Origin of the sequence: Stenotrophomonas sp. Y-13 (assembly GCF_046267925.1) — a bacterium.
GTDB classification, from domain to species: domain Bacteria; phylum Pseudomonadota; class Gammaproteobacteria; order Xanthomonadales; family Xanthomonadaceae; genus Stenotrophomonas; species Stenotrophomonas acidaminiphila_A.
The window spans coordinates 2606048-2626101 of record NZ_CP176501.1 but is presented as its reverse complement, the minus strand read 5'-3'; the positions used below and the strand labels follow the sequence as shown (position 1 = coordinate 2626101).

Sequence of the window (20054 nt, the reverse complement as noted above, 5' to 3'; positions counted from 1 at the left end):
ACAAACGGGGAGAAGATGAATAGGCATCATCTTGATATTGCTCGGTTTTGCAGCCCGACCACCGCTCAGCGCGGCGCGGCGGCCTGCGGATCGAGGATCAACGCCGCCGCACGCTCGGCCATCATGATCACCGGCGCGTTGGTGTTGCCGCTGACCAGCGTGGGCATCGCCGAGGCGTCGATCACGCGCAGTCCGTCCACGCCGCGCAGCCGCAGTTGCGGGTCGAGCACCGCCGCGTCGTCGCTGCCCATGCGGCAGGTGCCGACCGGGTGGTAGATGGTCTCGGCCTTGGCGCGGATGAACGCCTCCAGGCCGGCGTCGTCCAGGTCCTCGCGGGCGGGGAAGATCGGCGCGCGCCGCCAGCGGTCGAACGCGGGCTGGCGCAGCAGGTCGCGGCTCAGGCGTGCGGCCTCGATCATCATCTTCAGGTCGAAGCCGTCGTCGTCGCCCAGGTAGTTGGCATGGATCCGTGGCGCAAGCGACGGGTCCGCGCCGGCCAGCGCGATGTGGCCGCGGCTGCGCGGGTGCAGGTAGCAGGCGTGCAGGGTGTAGCCGTCGCCGGGCAGGCGGTGGCGGCCATGGTCGTCGAGCATCGCCGGCACGAAATGGAACTGGATGTCGGCACGCTCGTCGGCGGCGAAGCGCGAGCGCACGAAGCCGCCGGCTTCGGCGATGTTGCTGCTGCCGGCGCCGCGGTGGCCGCGCAGGAACCAGTCGAACGCGATCTTCAGCTCGCTGGCGCGGTCGTAGCTGACACCGGGAACGGTGCGGTACAGGGTGCAGATATCCAGATGGTCCTGCAGGTTGGCACCCACCTGCGGCTGGTCGAGCCGCACCGCGATGCCGTGGGCGCGCAGGGCATCGGCCGGGCCGATGCCGCAAAGCATCAGCAGCTGCGGCGAGTTGACCGCGCCGGCGCTGAGCAGCACCTCGCGCCGTGCGTGCAGGTGCTGCCGCTGCCGGCCCTGGCGCAGCACGATGCCATGCGCGCGGCCGGCGTCGACCTGGATGCGCTCGACCTGTGCGCCGGTGAGCACGTGCAGGTTGCGGCGCTGGCGTACCGGCGCCAGATAGGCGGCGGCCGACGAACAGCGCGCGCCTTGCTTCTGCGTCACCTGGTACAGGCCCACGCCGACCTGGGTGGGCCCGTTGAAGTCAGCATTGTGCGGATGGCCGGCCTGCACGCCGGCGTCGACGAAGGCATGGCTGAGCGGATTGACGTGGCGCAGGTCGGAAACATGCAACGGGCCGGCGTCGCCGTGCAGCGCGTCGCTACCACGGCTGTTGCATTCGGCATGGCGGAACCACGGCAGCACGCCGGCCCAGTCCCAGCCGCTGGCACCGACGGCGGCCCAGCGGTCGTAGTCGCCGGCGACGCCGCGCACGTAGCACATCGCGTTGATCGAGCTCGACCCACCCAGCACCTTGCCCCGCGGCCACCACAGCCGCCGTCCCTGCAGCTGCGGCTCCGGTTCGGTGTGGTAGCTCCAGTTGAGGCGGCGGTTGTCGACCAGCCGGGCCAGCCCGGCGGGCATGTGGATGAACGGGTGGCGGTCGCGCGGGCCGGCCTCGACCAGCAGTACCTGCAGCTGCGGATCGGCACTGAGCCGGTTGGCCAGCACGCAGCCGGCCGAACCGGCACCGATGATGATGTAGTCGAATTCCCGCATCGCGCTTCCCCCTGGCGTATCGCCAGCATAGCCGGGAAGAACGCCCGCACTGGCGATGTTGCAGTGCATCGGATACCGTGCGCGCTTTGTGGCGACAGGTGCAGGCCGATGCGGTCCGGTCAGGGCAGGGTACATGCGGGGGAGCGGCTGGCGGTTGCGCTGTCCTTCGCCTATTTCTTTTGCGTGCTGGCCGCGTACTACGTGATCCGTCCGCTGCGCGAGCAGCTGGCCGCCGCGGTCGGCTCGACCCAGCTGCCCTGGTTCTACGGCGCCACCTTCATCGGCACCCTGCTGCTGTCGCCGCTGTTCGCCGCGCTGGTGACGCGCTGGCCGCGGCGGGTGGTGATGCCGGTGGTGCAGGTGTTCTTCATCGCCTGCCTGCTCGGGTTCGTGCCGTTGTTCGCGTGGCCGGAGCTGCTCGGGCCGAAGACGCTGGGGGTGACGTTCTTCGTCTGGGTGAGCGTATTCAACCTGTTCGTGGTGTCGGTGTTCTGGAGCTTCATGTCCGACATCTGGGACAGCGCGCAGGCGCGGCGATTGTTCCCGGTCATCGCCGTGGCCGGCACGGTGGGCGCGGTCGCCGGGCCGATGCTGACCCGTTCGCTGGTGGGCGTGATCGGCGTGGCGCCGCTGCTGGTGGTCTCGGCGGCACTGCTGTGCCTGGCGCTGGGGTGCGTCGTGGCCCTGGGGCGCTGGGCGCGGCGGCATGGCGCGCGCCGCCACGAACCCGGCCACGAGGCCGCGGTCGGCGGTGGCATGTTCGACGGCCTCAAGCAGGTGTTCGCCGATCCGTTCATCCGCAACATGTCGATCCTGCTGCTGCTGGCCGACGGCATCGGCACGGTGAACTATGCGCTGGTGACCGATTACTCCGGGGCCACGTTCGCCGACGCGGTGGCGCGCACCCGCTTTGCCGCCAACATCGACCTGGCCGGCAACGTGCTGACCGCCATCACCCAGCTCACCCTCACCCGCTGGCTGCTGCCGCGAAAGGGGCCGGGCATCGTCATCATGATCTGGGCGCTGGTCAGCGTCGGCGCGTTGTCGCTGGTGCTGTTCGCCCGTGACCCGCACGCGCCGCTGCTGATGGGCATGCCGGCGGTGGCGATCGCACTGATCGTCAGTCGCGGCCTGGCCTACGGCATGGCCGAGCCGGCGCGGCACAGCCTGTACACCCGGGTGCCGCGCAGCGTGCGCTACAAGGGCCAGAATGCGGTGGACACGGCGGTATGGCGGTTCGGCGACATGTCCATCGCGCTGGGCATGAACTGGTTGCGCGTGCTGGGCATGGGCACTGCCGGTTTCGCCGGCGTCAGTGCGGCCGCGGCCGTGATCGCGGCGGGCATCGGCTGGCGGCTGTCGCGTCGCCCCGAGGGCGTGCCGGCGCCGGAGGCGCCGCCCGCCCGCTGATGGCTTTGCCGGGCGCGCGCCGGTCCATGGTGCGTCCCAGGCCAGCGCCAGCGGCGCGGCATGCAGCGCCGCGTCCAGTGCGGACACCACGCTCAGCAACTGCGCATGCCAGCCATGCAGGCGCCGCGATGCCGACCGCTCCAGCATGCGCCACGTCCAGAACAACGCCACAAGTCCGTGCAGCGCCGGTCCAAGCGGCGTGGCGTGCGGTTCGCGGCCGAAGACCAGTGCCAGCGCGCGCATACCGGCGAAGACGTGGACCCGACGCGGAACGGGGATCTGCATGACCGTGCGCTTGGCCAGGCTGTTGCGGGCGAGCTCGCGTTTTCGGGCGAACCACTTCCACCAGGCCAGGTGGGAGGCCGCCGAGCGCAGGCCGTGCACGCCGCCCAGGCGCACGGCCCGTTCGGCGGCGTTCGTGGCCTAGCCGTTTGCGCGGCGAGGCGACACCCACATCGCGATGCGGGCGGTGAACACCTCGGCGCCCGCCGCATCGCTGATGCCGACCCGCACCGGCAGTTCGTAACCGGCGGGGGCGCTGGCGATGGGGCGTTCCGGCACCGCCACGGCCTTGAGGGGGCCGCGCGCCTTGGCCAGGTAGCGCACCTCCATGCCCCTGGGAATCCAGCGCATGTCGGCCGGCAGCGAGGCATCGGTCATCAGTCCGGCCGTCAGCTCGGCCAGGTTGCACAGCGCGATCGCATGCACGGTGCCGATGTGGTTGCGCACTTTGCGGCGGTCGGCCAGGGTGCCTTCGCAGCGGCCGTCCGCGAGCAGGGTGATGCGCGGGGAAATGCTGGCGAAATACGGCGCCTTGAAGCACACCGCGCGGGTGAACAGCCAGCGCCCGCCTGGCCAGCGCGACAGGCGCCGGTACAGCGTCAGCAATGGGGGGCTCATCGTCGCCTCCTGGACAGGGAAACGGCGGGCAGGTGCCCGCCGTCTTGCGGTTGCGTCGGATGGCCCGGTTCAGGCCACCTGCTGCGGCTGCCGGCCGTGGTGGTCGTAATACGACGCGGCACGCAGCTCATGCGGATCGAAGTCGTCCACGGTGATGGTATCCAGGGTGATCGCGCGCAGTTCCTCCAGCAGGGTGCGCTCGTCCTGGGTGATGACCCCTTCGGCCACCGCCTCGTCCAGCTGTGCGGGGAAGGTCAACGCCTCGATGCCCTTGGTCTTGAGCGCCTTGAGGAACTTGCGCTCCACCGGCTCGGCCATGACCGCCTTGGTCAGGTAGCTGGCGATGCGGCCACCGGGGTTGTTCTCGCACGGGGTCAGGAACACGCCCTTGGCCAGCCGGTCGCGGGCTTCGTTGGGCGACATCAGGGTGGCGGCCACGCGCCGGCTCAGGCGATCGCCGGGAGCTTCGGCGCGGCGGCCGAACGGGAAGATCAGCGCCCACATCAGCCAGCCGATCGGGCGGATCGGGAAGTTGCGCAGCGCCGCCGACAGTGCCTCCTCGATACGGTGCACGCTGTCATGGAACGCCCACGCCAGCAGCGGCTGGTCGGCCGTCGGCGCGCCTTCGTCGTGGTAGCGCTTGAGCATCGCGCTGGTCATGTAGATGTGGCTGAGCACGTCGCCCAGGCGGCCGGACAGCGATTCCTTGAACTTCAGCTTGCCGCCCAGGGTCATCATCGAGATGTCGGCCATCAGCGCCAGGTTGGCGGAGTAGCGGTCCAGCTTGCGGAAGTAGCGGCGGGTGTAGGCGTCGCCCGGGGCGGCACCGAAGCGCGCGCCGGTCAGCCCGAACCAGAACGAACGCACCGCGTTGGAGATGCCGAAGCGCACATGGCCGAACAGCGCCTGGTCGAACTCGCGCAGGCCGGCCTTGCGGTCCTCGTCCTGGGCTGCCTTCATTTCCTTGAGCACCCACGGATGGCACAGGATCGCGCCCTGGCCGAAGATCAGCAGGCTGCGGGTCATGATGTTGGCGCCTTCCACGGTGATCGCGATGGGCGCGGCCTGCCAGCTGCGGCCGGCGAAATTGCGCGGGCCGAGGATGATGCCCTTGCCGCCGATGACGTCCATCATGTCGCTGATGCACTCGCGGCTCATGTTGGTGCAGTGGTACTTGGCGATGGCCGACGGCACCGACGGCACGTCGCCGCGGTCCACCGCCGCCGCCGTGGCCTGCGACAGCGCGCTGATCTTGTACGCCTTGCCGCCGATGCGGGCCAGCGCTTCCTCCACGCCCTCGAAGCGGCCGACCGACAGGCCGAACTGCTTGCGGATGCGGGCGTACGCGCCGGTGATGACCGCGCCGGCCTTGGCACCGCCCGAGGCGGTGGACGGCAGGGTGATGGAGCGGCCGACGGCCAGGCACTCGTTGAGCATGTTCCAGCCCAGGCCGCGCTTGTCCGGGCCGCCGATGATCTGGCTGAGCGGGATGAACACGTCCTTGCCGCGGATCGGGCCGTTCTGGAACGGCGAGTTCAGCGGGAAGTGGCGGCGGCCGACTTCCACGCCGGGGGTTTCGCGCGGCAGCAGCGCCAGGGTGATGCCGATGTCCTTGGTGTCGCCGAGCAGGCCGTCGGGGTCGTACATGCGGAACGCCAGGCCGATCAGCGTGGCCACCGGCGCCAGGGTGATGTAGCGCTTGTCGAAGGTCAGCTTCAGGCCGAGGACTTCCTCGCCGTTCCAGGTGCCCCTGCAGACGATGCCGAAGTCGGGGATGGAGGTGGCATCCGAGCCGGCGAACGGGCCGGTCAGGCCGAAGCAGGGCACCTCGATGCCCGCCGCCAGGCGCGGCAGGTAGTAGTCCTTCTGTTCCTGGGTGCCGTAATGGTTGAGCAGTTCACCCGGGCCCAGCGAGTTGGGCACGCCGACGGTGGAACTGACCACGCTGGAGATCGACGCCAGCTTCTGGATCACCTTGTGGTGGGCCAGCGCGGAGAAGCCCAGGCCGCCGTACTGCTTGGGGATGATCATGCCGAAGAACTTGTTCTTCTTGATGAAATCCCACAGTTCCGGCGGCAGGTCGGCGTGGACATGGGTGATTTCCCAGTCGTTGACCATCCGGCACAGTTCTTCGACCGGGCCGTCCAGGAATGCCTGCTCTTCGGCGGTGAGCTGCGGCTTGGGATAGTCCAGCAGCTTCTGCCAGTCCGGATCGCCAGTGAACAGCTCGCCCTCGAAACCGACCGAGCCGGTCTCCAGCGCGATGCGCTCGGTCTTGGACAGCGGCGGCAGCACCTTGCGGAACACCCCCATGAACGGCGAGGTGATCAGCGGCTTGCGCAGGAACGGCAGCAGCACCAGCGCGCTGACCACGGCCAGGATCGCCGCGGCGACGATGACCGCAGTCGGGTTGATGCCCGCGAACCAGCAGATGCCCAGCAGTACGGCGCCGATCACCGTCCAGGCGACCAGCCGCATGCGGTGATAGGCGACGAAGGCGGCTGCCAGCAGCAGCGCTAGGAAGGGAACGACAGTACTCATTGACTTGCTCCGGTAACGTGCTCGGTTCGGGTGGACGCGGCGGCGGAAGCCGGGGGCAGTGCGTCCAGGTAGTTCAACACGGCGGCGGTAAACGCGTCGTTGTCATCGCCTGCCACCATATGCGTGGCGTCGGCCAGATGCACGTGTTGCGCGTGCGGCACCAGCGCCAGGAATTCGGCCACCGTCTGCGGGCTGACCAGGTCGCTGCGGCCACCGCTGACCAGCAGCAACGGGCATTCGACGCGGCGCGCGGCTTCGGCGATGGCATCCTGGTGCTGTTCGCTGTCGCGCGCCAGTTCCTCCACCAGCCTCGGATCCCAGTGCCAGCTCCAACGGCCGCTGCCGGTGGGGCGCAGCAAGCCGCGCAGGGCATCGTCGCTCTTGCGCGGGCGATGCGGCATATAGGCGGCGATGCTGTCGGCGGCCGCTTCCAGCGAGGCGAAGCCATCCGGGTGCGCGCTCATGAAGGCGAGGATGCGCTCGACCCCGCGGGTTTCCCAGCGCGGGGTGATGTCCACCAGCACCATCGCCGCGAACAGCCCCGGCCAGCGCGCCTCGGCCATCAGCCCGAACAGCCCGCCCATCGACGCGGCGACCAACACCGGTGGCCGCGGCAGTTCGCCTGCGACCACGATCAGGTCGTCGGTGAACTGCTCGCCGTGATACGGCAGCCCGGCCGGATTCCAATCGGAACCGCCATGGCCACGCGCATCGTAGGCCAGCGTGGCGTGGCCGGCGGCATGCAGCGCCGCGGCAGTCGTGGTCCACGCGCCGCGGGTCTGGCCGAAGCCGTGCGCGAACAGGATCGGCGGCTTGTTTCCAGGGGCTTTCGTGGCGGCCAGTCCGATGCCGTGGGCACCTTCCAGGCGGGTGTCTTGCGCGTGCATGGGGCTCACAGGGAGAAAACCGTACCCGATAGTATGGATTCGCCCGGACGCCTGTCAATACTGATGGGTATGGATCGTAACGCCCTGCGTCACATGGCTTTGGCGGTCTCGTCGCGTGGTCGCGCCGCCCGCCAGCGCGGCGCATACTGCATCCAGTCCCCGGCGTATGGTTAAATCAACGGATGAACGAATCTTCAGCTTCCCCGGCGGAACCCCGCGGTACACGCAACAGCCGCCTCAGTGCGGACGACTGGGCCCAGGCCGCCCTGGACCTGATCGCGGAGCAGGGGGTCGGCGCGGTGGCGGTGGAGCCGCTGGCCCGCCGCCTTGGCGTTACCAAGGGCAGCTTCTACTGGCACTTTCCCTCGCGCGACGCGCTGCTGCAGGCCGCACTGGAACGCTGGGAGCTGGTCGAGCAGCAGCAGGTGTTCGGCAGCCTGGAGGAAGTACCCGACCCGCGCACCCGCTTGCGCGCGCTGTTCCAGCTGGTCGCGCACGAGGTCACGCCGCACGTGATCTACAGCGAGCTGCTCAAGGCGCTGGACAACCCGCTGGTACGTCCGGTGATCGACCGCGTTTCGCAGCGACGCCTGGACTACCTGATGGCCTCGTTCCGCCAGGCCGGCCTCAGCTCCACCGACGCCCGCCACCGCGCGCGCCTGGCCTACGCGGCCTACGTGGGCTTCCTGCAGCTGTCGCTGCAGCTGCAGCAACCGAAGCAGGCGCGCGAGGAATTCGAATCCTACGTCGAGCACGTGATCGAGACGCTGATCCCGAACGGCTGAATGCAGGCGTGATGGACGATGGAAGAGCCGCGCATGTCGCGGCTTTTTTGTGTCTTCGCCGCGTTCTGCCTCCTGCAAAAAGACAACGGCCCCTTTCGGGGCCGTTGCTTCAAACGCTGATCAATCCACCGATCAGAACTTCTGGTTGTACTTCAGGTACAGGAAACGGCCGGTATCGAAACCGCCGTAGTACGAGAAGTTCGACGCAGCCTGGCTGTACATGATCGGACCAACGCGGTTGAACACGTTGTTCGCACCAATGGCGATGCGGGCATTCCACGGCGCCTGCCAGGAGACCTGCACGTCGTGGAACGTGGTGGCGCCCAGGCGGTTCTGCGGGATGACCTTGTTCGCGGTCGGGCTGAAGTAGTTCGGATCCGAGCAGATATCGTCGTAGGAGCAGTCTTCCTTGGTGCTGGAGTAGTAGCGGATGCCGTAGTTGGCAGACCAGTCACCCTTGTTCCAGCCCAGGCTCAGGTTGGAACGAATGCGGAAGTACTCTTCGAAGCCATTGACCTGGCTCGGCTTCGTGCCCGGGTCATTGGTGCTCTTGATCTCGAACTTGCTGACGTAGGTCGTCGCCCACTTGGCGCTGAAACGACCCCAATCGGTGTCCAGCGCATAGTTGGCGTCGAAATCGAAACCTTCGGTCAGGTAGTAACCGGCGTTGCGGGTGCCGTAGGTCAGTTCGCTGACGATGTTGCCCTGGGCTGGGTCACGCTTGAACATGGCGCAACGCGATTCGATCAGGTTGACGTAGCAGTCGTCCATGATCGCGTTCGGCGAGTCCGAAACCACGGTGTCGTCGATGCGCACCTTCCACCAGTCCAGCGCCATGGTCAGGCCCTGCACGAACTTCGGGCTGTAGACCAGGCCGACGGTCTTGGAGGTGGACATTTCCGGCTGCAGGTTGGGATTGGAACCGGACACGAACGGGACCGGGGTCTGGTTGCCATTCGGGCCGGTGATCGGCACGAAGCCCTGCTTCAGCTGGCGGAAGTTCGCACCGACGTCCTTGAGGCAGCGCGGCGAGTTGGCGGCCTTGCCGTAAACGACGTCGCACGGATCCTGGAAGCCGGTGGCGAAGGTCTGCGAGCCGCCGCCGTACAGGTTGCCGATGGTCGGGGCGCGGAAGCCCTCGGCATAGGTGGCACGGACCAGCAGGTCGTCCATCGGGCGCCACTTCATGCCGAACTTGTTGTTCGTGGTGTTGCCGAAGGTGTCGAACTTCGAGTAGCGGGTAGCCGCGTTGAAGGTCAGTTCCTTGGCGCCCGGCAGGTCGGCCAGGACCGGCACGTTCAGTTCCAGGTAGCCTTCATCGACCTTGTACGAGCCGTAGGTCGGGCCCGAGGCCAGGTTGGTCGAATTGCCGGACTGGGCGATGGCGTCCGGGGTAAAGCCACCTTCTTCCTTGCGGTGCTCGTAGCCCAGCGCGAAGCCCAGGTCGCCGGCGGGCAGGGTGATGATCGAACCCGCCAGGTTGACGAAGTAGTCGTGCGTCTTCGTCTTGCCCACGGCGTGTTCTTCCTTGTACAGGAAGTTGCGCACAGCCGGGTCGTCCAGCGAATTCTCGACGGCACCGGTACCGAAGCCGGCGAACGGGTTCCACGGCACGCAGCCGGCGATCACGTTGCCCGGCGTACCGCAGACGATCTTGCCCGTGGTCGGATCCTTGAACGACGGACCCACGGCAGCCTTGACCGACGGGATGTAGAAGTTGCCGTTGTTGATGATGCTGGTGTCGGCCTCATTGAACATATAGCCGGCGTCCCAGTCGAAATACCGGTCACCAATCTCGAACGAGCCTTCCAGCGCCGCGGTGAAACGCCAGGTCGTCTGGTCGGTATTGGTGGTGCGCGGAACTTCCCAGCCACGACGACGCCAGTCAACCGCGCTGGCACCCGCGGTCGGGTTGAAGTAGCTGTCCTTCGACATCGGAGCGCCGACCGCGGCGGACTGCAGTGGGTAGCCCGCGATCTGACGGTCCGACGACCGCTTGGTGTAACCCATGTCGCTGGTGAAGCGCACGTTGTCGGTGATGTCGTAGCTCGCGTTGACGAACAGCGAGCGGCGCTCCAGCGGCGTCAGCAACTGCATCTGGTCGATGGAGTTGCTGGTGTCATTGCTGTTCTGCGGGTGGAAATTGCCAGCGCCGATGGCGCTGCTGCCGCGGTTCGGAGCCTGCCAGGCGCCGGTGCTACCAGACGGACGCCAGTTGCCCCACTGGCCGACGGTGGTGTTGTTGCCACCCGGATCACGCGGATCGGCTTCGGCGGTGTACCAGCGGTCGCGCGCCCACACCGGATCTTCCTTGTGGTATTCGGCACCGACGGTGACCGAGCCGCGCTCGCCGGAGAAGCCGACCATGAAGTCGTAGGTCTGCTTCTGGCCATCGCCTTCGCCGTACTGGCCGGTGTAGACATTGGCCTCGGCACCGTCGAAGTTCTTGCGGGTGATGATGTTGATCACGCCGGCCATCGCGTCGGAGCCGTAGATCGCGGAGGCGCCGTCCTTCAGGACTTCGATGCGCTCGACGATGACGGACGGGATGGAGGAGATGTCCTGGTAACCGGCCGGGCTGATGCCCAGGCGCTTGCCATTGACCAGCACGAGGGTGCGCTGGGCGCCCAGGTTGCGCAGGTCGATATACTGGCCGCCGGCTTCCTGGTTGGAGGTCAGCGGCGAGGCGCGGCTGAACGTGGGGCTGCCGGCTGCGGAGATGTTCTGCAGGATGTCGGCGACGGAGCTGAAGCCCTGGTTCTCGATTTCCGCGCGGGAAATGGTCAGAACCGGCTGGGCGGTTTCGACGTCGACCTGACGGATGCGCGAACCGGTGACTTCAATGCGGTCGAGGTTGGTGGCACCGCTGGTGTCCTGGGCGAAGGCAGTGCCGGTGGTGCCGGCGCCTGCGACCAGGGCCAGCACCACTGCGTCACGCAGCTTGTTGGACTTGCAATACATGGGCTCTCTCTCCAAGTGATCTTGGTAGTTACAAGTGGTAGCGCCTGCGCGGCGGGGCGAAAGATTCGGTCCCAAAATCCGTGCGGCTGACCCGATAGTACTTCCGTCTCTTCTGAAATTAAAGCTTCGTTAATGAATTGCGTGGGTTTGGTGAAATTCGGCAAAGTGAATGTTGCGGGTGCAACAAAAACGCCTCCTTGCGGAGGCGTTTCGATGAATGCGCAGGCTGTTCAACGGGTCGAGAGCTCAGAGATCCTGCTCGTACCGCACGTAGGGAATAGCCCCTTCGTCGTTGCTCTCATTGCGTGGAGAGAACGGGTTCTTGCCGCGGGTGATGACGTTCTCGGCGCCGACGGTGAGCTGGCCGCTCCAGGGCGTGCGCCAGGTCAGGCCCAGGCCGATGCCTTCCCACTTGCCGGCCCGGCCGGGGGCGTCGACGACGCGGCCGATGATGTTGGCGCTGAACGGGCCATAGCCCCCGCCGATGCTCAGGCTCTTGCTGTCCCAGCGGTCGACCAGTGCGGGCGATGCATCGCTCAGTGGTACCAGGCGTGCCTTGGCGTAGGTGCCGCCGATGGAGACGAAACCTTCGCTGCCGATGTTCTTCTGGCCGAAGACGGTCAGGTCGTTCTGTTCCACGCGCGCGGCCGGTGCCTTGGCATTGCCCGACAGCCATGCCGGCAGCGTGTCGCGGCCCGTGCCGGCGCTCAGGCCGACGCGCCCGCCGGGACGGTTGAAGGTGGTGGTCGCCGACAGGTGGCGACCGGGAACGCCGTCATCGTCGTCGCCCAGGCTGGCGAGCATGCAATGGCTGGCCAGGCCGCTGATGCTGCTGCCGCGGCTGCTGTTGCACAGCAGGCCGAGCGAATCGCCCGAGGAGAGCCCGAAGGCGGCATCGAGCGAATTGCGGCCGAAGTGCCAGCGCGCGCCGGCGACCTGTTCGCCGGTGGGCTCCAGGTACAGCAGCGCCTCGACCTTGCCGCTGCCCTTGTTCCAGACCGGCAGGACGGTGCTGTCCTGGGGGGCTCGCGGCTTGGCCTGCGCATGCGCGCCCGTTGCCACCCCAAGGGCGATCAACAAGGCCAGCGGCAGGCGCAGGAAGGTCTTCATCGACTCAATCAGACAGGACAGGGGCCGGAAAGTTCCCGGAGCGTGAGATTCTGATCGTATGTTGTTTATGTTTTCTTAACAAGACTCCGTCCTCCCCGGAACGCAGCTCGTCGGTGCCGTTACTGCAGCCGCTCGGGAGCGGCCTGGCTGGTGGGCATGGCTGCAAACAATACGCCGAATTCGGTCAAAGGGAAGTGATACTCGCGCCCGCAGAACTCGCAGCGCACTTCGACCTGGCCGCTGTCGGCGGCGGCGGCGCGGGCTTCGTCCTCGCCCAGCGACTGCAGCATGCCGATCACCCGCTCGCGCGAACAGGAGCAGCCGAAGCGCAGCGGCTTGTCGCCCAGGGTCTCGACCTGCTCTTCGTGGAACAGGCGGTGCAGCAGCGCGGGGCCGTCGACTGCCAGCAGTTCGTCGCGTCCCAGGGTGTCGAACAGCGCGCCGGCGCGGCCCCAGCCATCCTCGTCGCCCTGGTCGCCCGGGAGCTTCTGCAGCAGCAGGCCGGCGGCCCGCTGGCCATCGGCGGCCAGCAGCAGGCGCGTGGGCAGCTGCTCGGAATGGCGGAAATAGTCCTCGAACGCCTCGTCCAGGCTGTTGCCCTGCAGCGCCACCAGGCTCTGGTAGCGCTGCGGCTCACGCGGGTCCAGGCCCGGGTTCTCGATGGTGATGGCCAGCAGCGCGCCGTCGCCGAGCTGCGACAGGTCGGGCGGGGCATCCTGGCCGTCCTCGAGCTGGGCGATGCCACGCAGGGTGCCGGCCGAGGTGCATTCGGCGAACAGGGTGCGCAGCGCCGAGCCGCTGCGCAGCTGCACCGACAGGCGCCCGTCGATCTTGATGTGGCCGGTGAACAGCGCCGAGGCCACGCAGGCCTCGCCGAGCAGGCGCATGGCCGAAGGGCGGTAGCTGCCATGGGACAGGATTTCGCGCCAGCTGCCGGAGAGCTGGACATGGACGCCGCGCACGCCGGCCTCGGGCAGGAGGAAGCGGACAAGGAGGTCGGACGTTTCGGTCATGGGAATCTGCACGTATGGGGACGCCGGTGCCGGATAATGCACCGATGTCGGGATTCATGGGGTCAACCAAGCAGATGGGGACGGAGCAGGACGAGCGCAAGGTGCGGCCGCGGCGCAGGTGGCGGCGCTGGTTGTGGATCACGCCCTGCGCGCTGGCGCTGTTCAGCATCGTGCAGGTGGCGGTGCTGCGGTTCGTCGATCCGCCGTTTTCCACGGTGATGGCGCTGCGGCAGGCCGAAGCGTGGGGGCAGGGCGAGTGGGGATTCCGCATCCATTACCAGTGGCGCGACCTGGACGCGATGGCGGCCAGCGTGCCGATCTCGCTGGTGGCGGCCGAGGACCAGCGGTTCCCGCTGCACAACGGCTTCGACCTGCAGGCGATCGAGAAGGCGATGGACCACAACGCCCGTGGCAAGCGCCTGCGCGGCGGCAGCACGATCAGCCAGCAGGTCGCCAAGAACCTGTTCCTGTGGCAGGGCCGCAGCTGGCTGCGCAAGGGGCTGGAGGCCTGGTACACGGTGCTGATCGAGGCGCTGTGGCCGAAGCGGCGGATCCTGGAGATGTACGCCAACGTGGCCGAATTCGGCGATGGCGTCTACGGCGTGCAGGCGGCGTCGCGGCAGTTCTGGGGCAAGGACGCGGCGCGGCTGTCGGCGGCCGAGAGCGCCCGCCTGGCGGCCGTGCTGCCGTCGCCGCGGCGTTACAGCGCAACCCGGCCGGGCCCGTTCGTGCAGCGCCGCGCCGCCTGGATCCAGCGCCAGGCGCGGCAGCTGGGTGGGCCCGGTTACGCGGTGGACGGCGAGTGATGCCACCGCGTGCCGGCCGCTGCCGCGGCGTGCGCGTCCTGTTCCGTAGAATGCGCGCATGAGCCCCCGCGACCGGCTGACCGTCGTCATTGCCGCCTGCAACGAGCAGGACGCCCTGCCGTTGCTGCACGAGCGCCTCGGTGCCGTGCTGGAACGCCTGCCCGACATCGATGGCCGGGTGCTCTATGTCGACGACGGCAGCACCGACGCCACCTGGTCGCTGATGCAGCAGCTGGCGACGGACGACCCGCGGGTGGCGGCGCTGCGGCTGTCGCGCAACTTCGGCAAGGAGGCCGCGCTCACCGCCGGGCTGGACCTGGTGGATGAAGGCGCAGCACTGATCCTCGACGCCGACGGCCAGGACCCGCCGGAGCTGATCGCGCAGTTCGTCGAACTGTGGCGGCAGGGGCATGACGACGTGTATGGCGTGCGCCTGGCGCGCGAGGGCGAAGGCTGGCTGAAGCGCGCCACCGCCTCCGCGTTCTACCGGGTGATGGGGCGGCTGTCGAAGACGCCCATTCCCGCCGACACCGGCGACTTCCGCCTGCTGTCGCCGCGCGCGCTGACGGCGCTGCGGCAACTGCGCGAGCGCCAGCGTTTCATGAAGGGCCTGTTCGGCTGGGTGGGTTTCCGCCGGGTGGCGTTGCCGTACCGGCGCGCGCCGCGGGTGGCCGGGCGCAGCAAGTTCGGCTTCTGGAAGCTGTGGAACCTGGCGCTGGAGGGCATCACCAGCTTTTCCACCGCGCCGCTGCGGGTGGCGACCTATCTCGGGTTGCTGACCGCCGCGTCCTCGTTCGGTTTCGCCGCCTGGGTGGTGGGCAAGGCGGCGCTGTACGGCGACCGCGTCGCGGGCTGGCCGACGATGATGGCGGTGATCCTGTTCCTGGGCGGGGTGCAGCTGATCGCGCTGGGCCTGATCGGCGAGTACCTGGGCCGCCTGTACATGGAGGCCAAGCAGCGGCCGTTGTACCTGGTTGACACCTGGCGGCCGGCCGACGTGGCACTATCGGGCGCATCCGCCAGCAAGGGAGAACGCCATGCAGACCGTTCGTCAGTTGCTCGGGACCAAGTCCCCTGAGATCCACGCGGTAGCGCCGGACAGCGCGGTGATCGACGCGATCCGGCTGATGGCCGAGAAAGGCATCGGCGCGGTGCTGGTGATGGACGGGGCGCGGCTGGCCGGCATCCTTTCCGAGCGTGATTATGCGCGCAAGATCGTGCTGCGCGACCGCTCCTCGCGCGACACCCCGGTGGCGGCGATCATGACCGCCGAGGTGGTCACGGTGACGCCGGCGGACACGGTCGAGGACTGCCTGCAGCTGGTGACCGACCGCCGCATCCGCCACCTGCCTGTGGTCGAGGGCGGCGCGGTGCTGGGGGTGATCTCCATCGGCGACCTGGTCAAGTCGGTGATCGAACAGCAGCGCCGCGAGCTGGGGCAGCTGCAGCAGTACATCGTCGGCGGCTGAGCGCGCGCCCGCGCCCTATCTGGCGTAGTGGCCGCCGCAGTCGGCGTCCTTGCCCGGCCCGGTTTCGAGGGTGGCCAGCAGCGCCGCCGGCGGGGTGATGCTGCCCAGGGTCAGGGCGATGGCGCCGCGCAGCCCCAGGGCCTTGAAGTCGGGGCGGAACGACGGGTCCTTGAAGGTGCCGCCAATGCGCAGCGGCGAGCGCAGCGCGAGGATGCTCCTGTCCTTGGGCCGCGGCCGCAGCAGCAGGTCCAGCTGCTCGCCTTTGAGGCTGACGCTGCCTTCGCCCACGACCAGGGTGTCGGTGGTGTCGAACGCCAGTGCGCGCGCCTGCATCAGGCCATCCTGTACCCCGAAATCGGCGAACGCGCAGCGCAGCGGGATCTGGCGGTCGCCGGTGAACAGGAACTTGAGCGACTCGGCCACGTCCAGCCCGGCCAGTTCCATCAGCAGGTTGCCGACATGGCCGCGGCCCATGCCGATGGCGACGTCGCCGTCGCTGCTGCCGAGCATGGCGGCCACCGAGTTGCCGGTGCCGGACAGGCGCACGCGGCCGCCGATGCCGCCGGAGGCCTGCCGGGCCAGGCGCGCGTCGGGAAACAGGCGGCCCAACTGCACCCCGCGCAGACTGGCGTCGAGCGTGGTGGCGATGCGTGGGCTGCGCGCATCCATGCGCACCGAGCCACGGATGTCGCCGCCGGCGACGCCGAAGTTCAGCGGCTCCAGGCGCAGCAGGCCATCGTCCAGGCGCAGGTGCGCGTCCATGTCGTCCAGCGGCAGCGACGGCGAATTGATGCGCTGCGCCTTCCAGCGCACGTCCGCGTCCATCGCCCGCAGTTTGCCCAGGTCGTACGGCTTGTCAGGCAGTACCGTGGGCCGGGCCGCCAGTGCCGCGGCCGCGGCCTTCTGCCCGGCGTTGGCGGTTTCGCCGCCACCGGTGCGGGGCGGCGCGCCGACAAAGCCGGCGAGGTCGTCGAAGTCGAGCCGGCGCGAGACCAGCTCGGCGGTCAGCCGCGGGCGCTCGCCGCCCACGTCGATGCGTACATTGCCGGCCAGATCGCTGTCGCCCACCTGGCCACTGAAGCCGTCGTAGCGCCAGGTGTCGTGGTCGCGGCGCAGCCGGCCGTCGAGGCGGTACGGGGGCGAGGACGGCAGGGCGATGCCGAGCAGGGGGTACAGGTCTTCCAGGTCCTCGCCGCTGAGCCGGAGCCGCAGGTCGAACAGCTGCAGCTGGAACGGATTGGTCAGGGTGCCGCTGGCGGTGGCGCGGGTGGCGCCGGCACGGCCTTCCAGGTGCAGGCGGAAGGGGTGCTCGCTGTCGGCCAGCTGCAGTGGCGATTCGGTACCGCCACGCACCGTGAACGCGGCGCCGCGCCAGTGCCCGTTGCCCTGCAGCAGCAACGGTGGCGCGGCGTTGGCCTGCGCCGGCGCGCCGCTGCGGACGGCAAGCCGGATGTCGGTGCGGCCAGGCGCGTCCACGAAGCGCAGGGTGCCGTCGTCCACGCGCAGCCGCTTGAGCGGCAACGGCCGGCCTGCGTCGCCGCCACCGAGGAAATCCCAGTTCCCCCGTTCGCCGCGCCGCGGCGCGGTCTGCAGCAGCACGTCGGGACGCGCCAGCCGCACTTCGGGTACCTGCAGGTCGCCGCGCAGGAGTGGCCACAGCCGCAGGTCGATTTCGACGCGCGCGGCGCGGGCCATGTCCGGCCGCTGCGCCCACGGCGCATTGGCGAAGCTGACCCGGTCGGCGCGCAGCGTGCTGGTGCTGCCCAGGTCGACGTCGAGGTGGCCGATGTGCAGGGCGCGGCCGGTACGCGCCTGTACCATGCGTTCCAGTGGCCGCTTGAACCAGTTCCAGTCCCACAGCAACAGCAGGACGACGAGCGCGGCGAGCAGCACGCCGGCGATGGCGAGCCAGCGCTGGCCGCGCGTGCCGGGACGGCGGTGACGCCAGCGCGACGCGCGCGGCGTGGCGGGGGCAGGTGCGGTGTTCACGCCGCCATGGTTGCCGCCAGGTCGTGCACGTGGCGCGAAGCGTTCATTGGCGCGGCGTGCAGACGCCGTTGTCGCGCCGCTGCGCGGCAGCGGCCCGCTAGAGGATCTGCGCGGTCACCGAAACGAAATGGCAGACGCTGCCGGCGATCACGAACAGGTGCCAGATGGCGTGCGAATAGCGCACCGATTCGCGGTGGTAGAAATAGGTGCCCAGGGTGTAGGACACGCCGCCTGCCAGCAGCCAGCCCAGGGTGAACCCATCGAGCGAGTTCCACATCGGCTCGATCGCCACCACCACCAGCCAGCCCATGGCGATGTAGATGGCCGTGGACAGCCGCTTGAAGCGGCCGGTGTAGAACAGCTTGAAGATCACCCCGCCCACCGCCAGCGTCCAGATCGCGGCGAACAAGCCCCAGCCCCACGGCCCGCGCAGGCCGATCAGGGTGAATGGCGTATACGTGCCGGCGATCAGGATGTAGATCGCGCAGTGGTCGAAGATCTTCAGCCGGCCCTTGGCCACCGGGTGCTGGATGGCGTGGTACAGGGTCGAGGCGGTGTACAGCAGCAGCAGCGCCACGCCGAACACGATGGCGCTGGCCAGTTGCCAGCCGTCGCCGTAGATCGCGGCCAGGGTGATCAGCACCGCGCTGGCGCCTAGCGCGGTGACCGCGCCCAGGCCGTGGGTCAGGGCGCTGGCGATTTCCTCGCGGATGTCCACGGTGTGCCGCGGCAGGGGAGCGGTGGTAGGCATGGCCTGCAAGTTACCGCAATGCAGCACGGGGTGCATCCCCATGCCCGCCGGCGGTTGGGGGTGGCGTCATCCAGGGGCAGGAGCGCGCTGGACGCGCCTGCCTCCGGCCGCTCATTCCACCGAGACGGTATGCGCGGCCTCGCGGGTGGCGGAGAAGCGCACGTCCGGCGCCCGTTCCTGCGCCAGTTGCAGGTTGACCCGGGTCGGGGCCAGGTAGACCAGCTGCCCGGCGGCGTCCACGGCCAGGTTGTTGGCGTTCTTCTCGCGGAACTCCTCCAGCTTCTTCGCGTTGTCGCAATGCACCCAGCGCGCGGTGACCACGCCCACCGGTTCGAAGATGGCTTCCACGCCATACTCGTCCTTCAGGCGGTAGGCGGCGACGTCGAACTGCAGCACGCCCACCGCGCCCAGGATCAGGTCGTTGCTCATGATCGGGCGGAAGAACTGGGTGGCGCCTTCCTCGGACAGCTGCGCCAGGCCCTTCTGCAGCTGCTTGAGCTTGAGCGGGTCCTTCAGGCGCGCGCGGCGGAACAGTTCCGGAGCGAAGTTGGGGATGCCGGTGAAGGTGACCGCCTCGCCCTCGGTGAAGGTGTCGCCGATGGAAATGGTGCCGTGGTTGTGGATGCCGATCACGTCGCCCGGCCAGGCCTCGGCCGCGATCTCGCGGTCGCTGGCCATGAAGGTCAGTGCGTTGGCCAGCTTCATTTCCTTGCCGGTACGCACATGGAAGGTCTTCATGCCGGCGCTGAAGCGGCCCGAGCACACGCGCATGAACGCGACGCGGTCGCGGTGCTGCGGGTCCATGTTGGCCTGGATCTTGAACACGAAGCCGCTGAGCTTGTCTTCCTGCGGGGCGATGGTGCGGCCGGTGGTGGCGCGCGGCTGCGGCGCCGGCGCGTGTTCGACGAAGAAGTCCAGCAGCGGCTGCACGCCGAAGTTGTTCACGCCCGAGCCGAAGAACACCGGGGTCTGCTGCCCGCGCAGGTAGGCGTCCTTGTCGAACGGATGGCTGGCGCCCTGCACCAGTTCCAGTTCATCGCGCAGGTCGGCCAGCATCTTCTCGCCGATGCGCTCGGCCAGGCCGGGCGCGTCCAGCGACGGGAAGATGGTCGAATCCTGGCGGGTGAAGTTGCGGCCCGGCTCGTACAGGTGCACCTCGCCGGTCAGCAGGTGCACCACGCCCTTCAGGCGCTGGCCCATGCCGATCGGCCACGTGACCGGCGCGCACTGGATGCCGAGCACGGTCTCCACTTCGTCCAGCAGCTCGATCGGGTCCTTGCCCTCGCGGTCGAGCTTGTTGATGAAGGTCATGATCGGGGTGTCGCGCAGGCGGCACACCTCCATCAGCTTGATGGTGCGCTCCTCCACGCCCTTGGCCACGTCGATCACCATCAGCGCCGAATCCACCGCGGTGAGCACGCGGTAGGTGTCCTCGCCGAAGTCGGCGTGGCCGGGGGTGTCGAGCAGGTTGACGATCTTGTCCTCGTACGGGAACTGCATCACCGAGGAGGTGACCGAGATGCCGCGCTCCTTCTCCAGCGCCATCCAGTCCGAGGTGGCGTGGCGGCTGGTCTTGCGCGACTTCACCGAGCCGGCCATCTGGATCGCGCCTCCGAACAGCAGCAGCTTTTCGGTCAGCGTGGTCTTGCCGGCGTCGGGGTGGGAAATGATGGCGAAGGTGCGGCGGCGCGCGGCTTCGGATGCGACTTCGGACATGGCGGCTGCGCCCGCGGCGGGCGCGCATTGGGAAAGGGAAGCCGGC

General features: G+C 68.5%; 15 protein-coding genes. 5 read left to right on the top strand and 10 right to left on the bottom strand.

Annotated features, from left to right (window positions below):
* Positions 1-65 precede the first annotated feature (65 nt).
* Positions 66-1670, bottom strand: a complete 1605-nt coding sequence (locus tag ACJ7VY_RS11940) for a GMC family oxidoreductase (protein WP_409475688.1) — start codon at positions 1668-1670, stop codon at positions 66-68.
* A gap of 108 nt (positions 1671-1778) precedes the next feature.
* On the opposite strand from ACJ7VY_RS11940, the gene ACJ7VY_RS11935 reads away from it, so the two are divergent.
* A complete protein-coding gene (locus ACJ7VY_RS11935; RefSeq protein WP_240212169.1) occupies positions 1779-3080 on the top strand; it encodes an NTP/NDP exchange transporter in 1302 nt (433 codons plus the stop codon).
* 423 nt (positions 3081-3503) lie between these two features.
* Here the strand turns inward: ACJ7VY_RS11935 and ACJ7VY_RS11930 are convergent, their stop codons facing one another.
* The 3 genes from ACJ7VY_RS11930 to ACJ7VY_RS11920 all read right to left on the bottom strand — a co-directional run bounded on the left by ACJ7VY_RS11930 (position 3504) and on the right by ACJ7VY_RS11920 (position 7408).
* On the bottom strand, positions 3504-3980 hold the full coding sequence (locus ACJ7VY_RS11930) for a hotdog fold domain-containing protein (RefSeq protein ID WP_409475687.1): 477 nt from the start codon (positions 3978-3980) through the stop codon (positions 3504-3506).
* 69 nt (positions 3981-4049) lie between these two features.
* Positions 4050-6521: an acyl-CoA dehydrogenase gene (locus tag ACJ7VY_RS11925; RefSeq protein ID WP_409475686.1), complete on the bottom strand. Its 2472-nt coding sequence runs from the start codon at positions 6519-6521 to the stop codon at positions 4050-4052.
* Positions 6518-7408, bottom strand: coding sequence for an alpha/beta fold hydrolase (locus ACJ7VY_RS11920; protein ID WP_409475685.1), 891 nt, complete (start codon positions 7406-7408; stop codon positions 6518-6520). The genes ACJ7VY_RS11925 and ACJ7VY_RS11920 overlap by 4 nt, the downstream gene beginning before the upstream one ends.
* 182 nt (positions 7409-7590) lie before the next feature.
* Here ACJ7VY_RS11920 and ACJ7VY_RS11915 point away from each other — a divergent pair, with 182 nt between their 5' ends.
* Positions 7591-8193: a TetR/AcrR family transcriptional regulator gene (locus ACJ7VY_RS11915; RefSeq protein WP_104939332.1), complete on the top strand. Its 603-nt coding sequence runs from the start codon at positions 7591-7593 to the stop codon at positions 8191-8193.
* A gap of 132 nt (positions 8194-8325) precedes the next feature.
* On the opposite strand, the gene ACJ7VY_RS11910 is transcribed toward ACJ7VY_RS11915, so the two are convergent.
* The 3 genes from ACJ7VY_RS11910 to ACJ7VY_RS11900 all read right to left on the bottom strand — a co-directional run bounded on the left by ACJ7VY_RS11910 (position 8326) and on the right by ACJ7VY_RS11900 (position 13277).
* Positions 8326-11154, bottom strand: coding sequence for a TonB-dependent receptor (locus ACJ7VY_RS11910; RefSeq protein ID WP_313253751.1), 2829 nt, complete (start codon positions 11152-11154; stop codon positions 8326-8328).
* A gap of 246 nt (positions 11155-11400) precedes the next feature.
* Positions 11401-12264 (bottom strand): hypothetical protein, encoded by an 864-nt coding sequence (locus ACJ7VY_RS11905; RefSeq protein WP_313253750.1) that lies wholly within the window; start codon positions 12262-12264, stop codon positions 11401-11403.
* Positions 12265-12383: 119 nt separating this feature from the next.
* Positions 12384-13277 carry an Hsp33 family molecular chaperone HslO gene (locus ACJ7VY_RS11900; RefSeq protein WP_313253748.1) on the bottom strand — a complete coding sequence of 298 codons (894 nt, stop codon included), beginning with the start codon at positions 13275-13277 and terminating at the stop codon, positions 12384-12386.
* A gap of 74 nt (positions 13278-13351) precedes the next feature.
* Between ACJ7VY_RS11900 and mtgA the strand changes: the two genes are divergently transcribed.
* The 3 genes from mtgA to ACJ7VY_RS11885 are packed head-to-tail and all read left to right on the top strand — an operon-like array spanning position 13352 to position 15552.
* Positions 13352-14083, top strand: coding sequence for a monofunctional biosynthetic peptidoglycan transglycosylase (gene mtgA / locus ACJ7VY_RS11895; protein ID WP_313253996.1), 732 nt, complete (start codon positions 13352-13354; stop codon positions 14081-14083).
* Between the two features lie 58 nt (positions 14084-14141).
* On the top strand, positions 14142-15161 hold the full coding sequence (locus tag ACJ7VY_RS11890; RefSeq protein WP_313253746.1) for a glycosyltransferase family 2 protein: 1020 nt from the start codon (positions 14142-14144) through the stop codon (positions 15159-15161).
* Complete coding sequence (locus tag ACJ7VY_RS11885) at positions 15121-15552, top strand: CBS domain-containing protein (RefSeq protein ID WP_054667094.1); 432 nt, start codon at positions 15121-15123, stop codon at positions 15550-15552. The genes ACJ7VY_RS11890 and ACJ7VY_RS11885 overlap by 41 nt, the downstream gene beginning before the upstream one ends.
* A 15-nt stretch (positions 15553-15567) precedes the next feature.
* Here ACJ7VY_RS11885 and ACJ7VY_RS11880 read toward each other — a convergent pair whose 3' ends face one another.
* The 3 genes from ACJ7VY_RS11880 to ACJ7VY_RS11870 all read right to left on the bottom strand — a co-directional run bounded on the left by ACJ7VY_RS11880 (position 15568) and on the right by ACJ7VY_RS11870 (position 20008).
* Positions 15568-17541: an AsmA family protein gene (locus ACJ7VY_RS11880; RefSeq protein ID WP_409475684.1), complete on the bottom strand. Its 1974-nt coding sequence runs from the start codon at positions 17539-17541 to the stop codon at positions 15568-15570.
* 97 nt (positions 17542-17638) lie between these two features.
* Positions 17639-18292, bottom strand: a complete 654-nt coding sequence (trhA, locus tag ACJ7VY_RS11875; protein ID WP_104939324.1) for a PAQR family membrane homeostasis protein TrhA — start codon at positions 18290-18292, stop codon at positions 17639-17641.
* Positions 18293-18403: 111 nt separating this feature from the next.
* Entirely contained in the window at positions 18404-20008 is a 1605-nt protein-coding gene (locus ACJ7VY_RS11870; protein WP_240212161.1) for a peptide chain release factor 3, read from the bottom strand.
* Between the last annotated feature and the right edge of the window lie 46 nt (positions 20009-20054).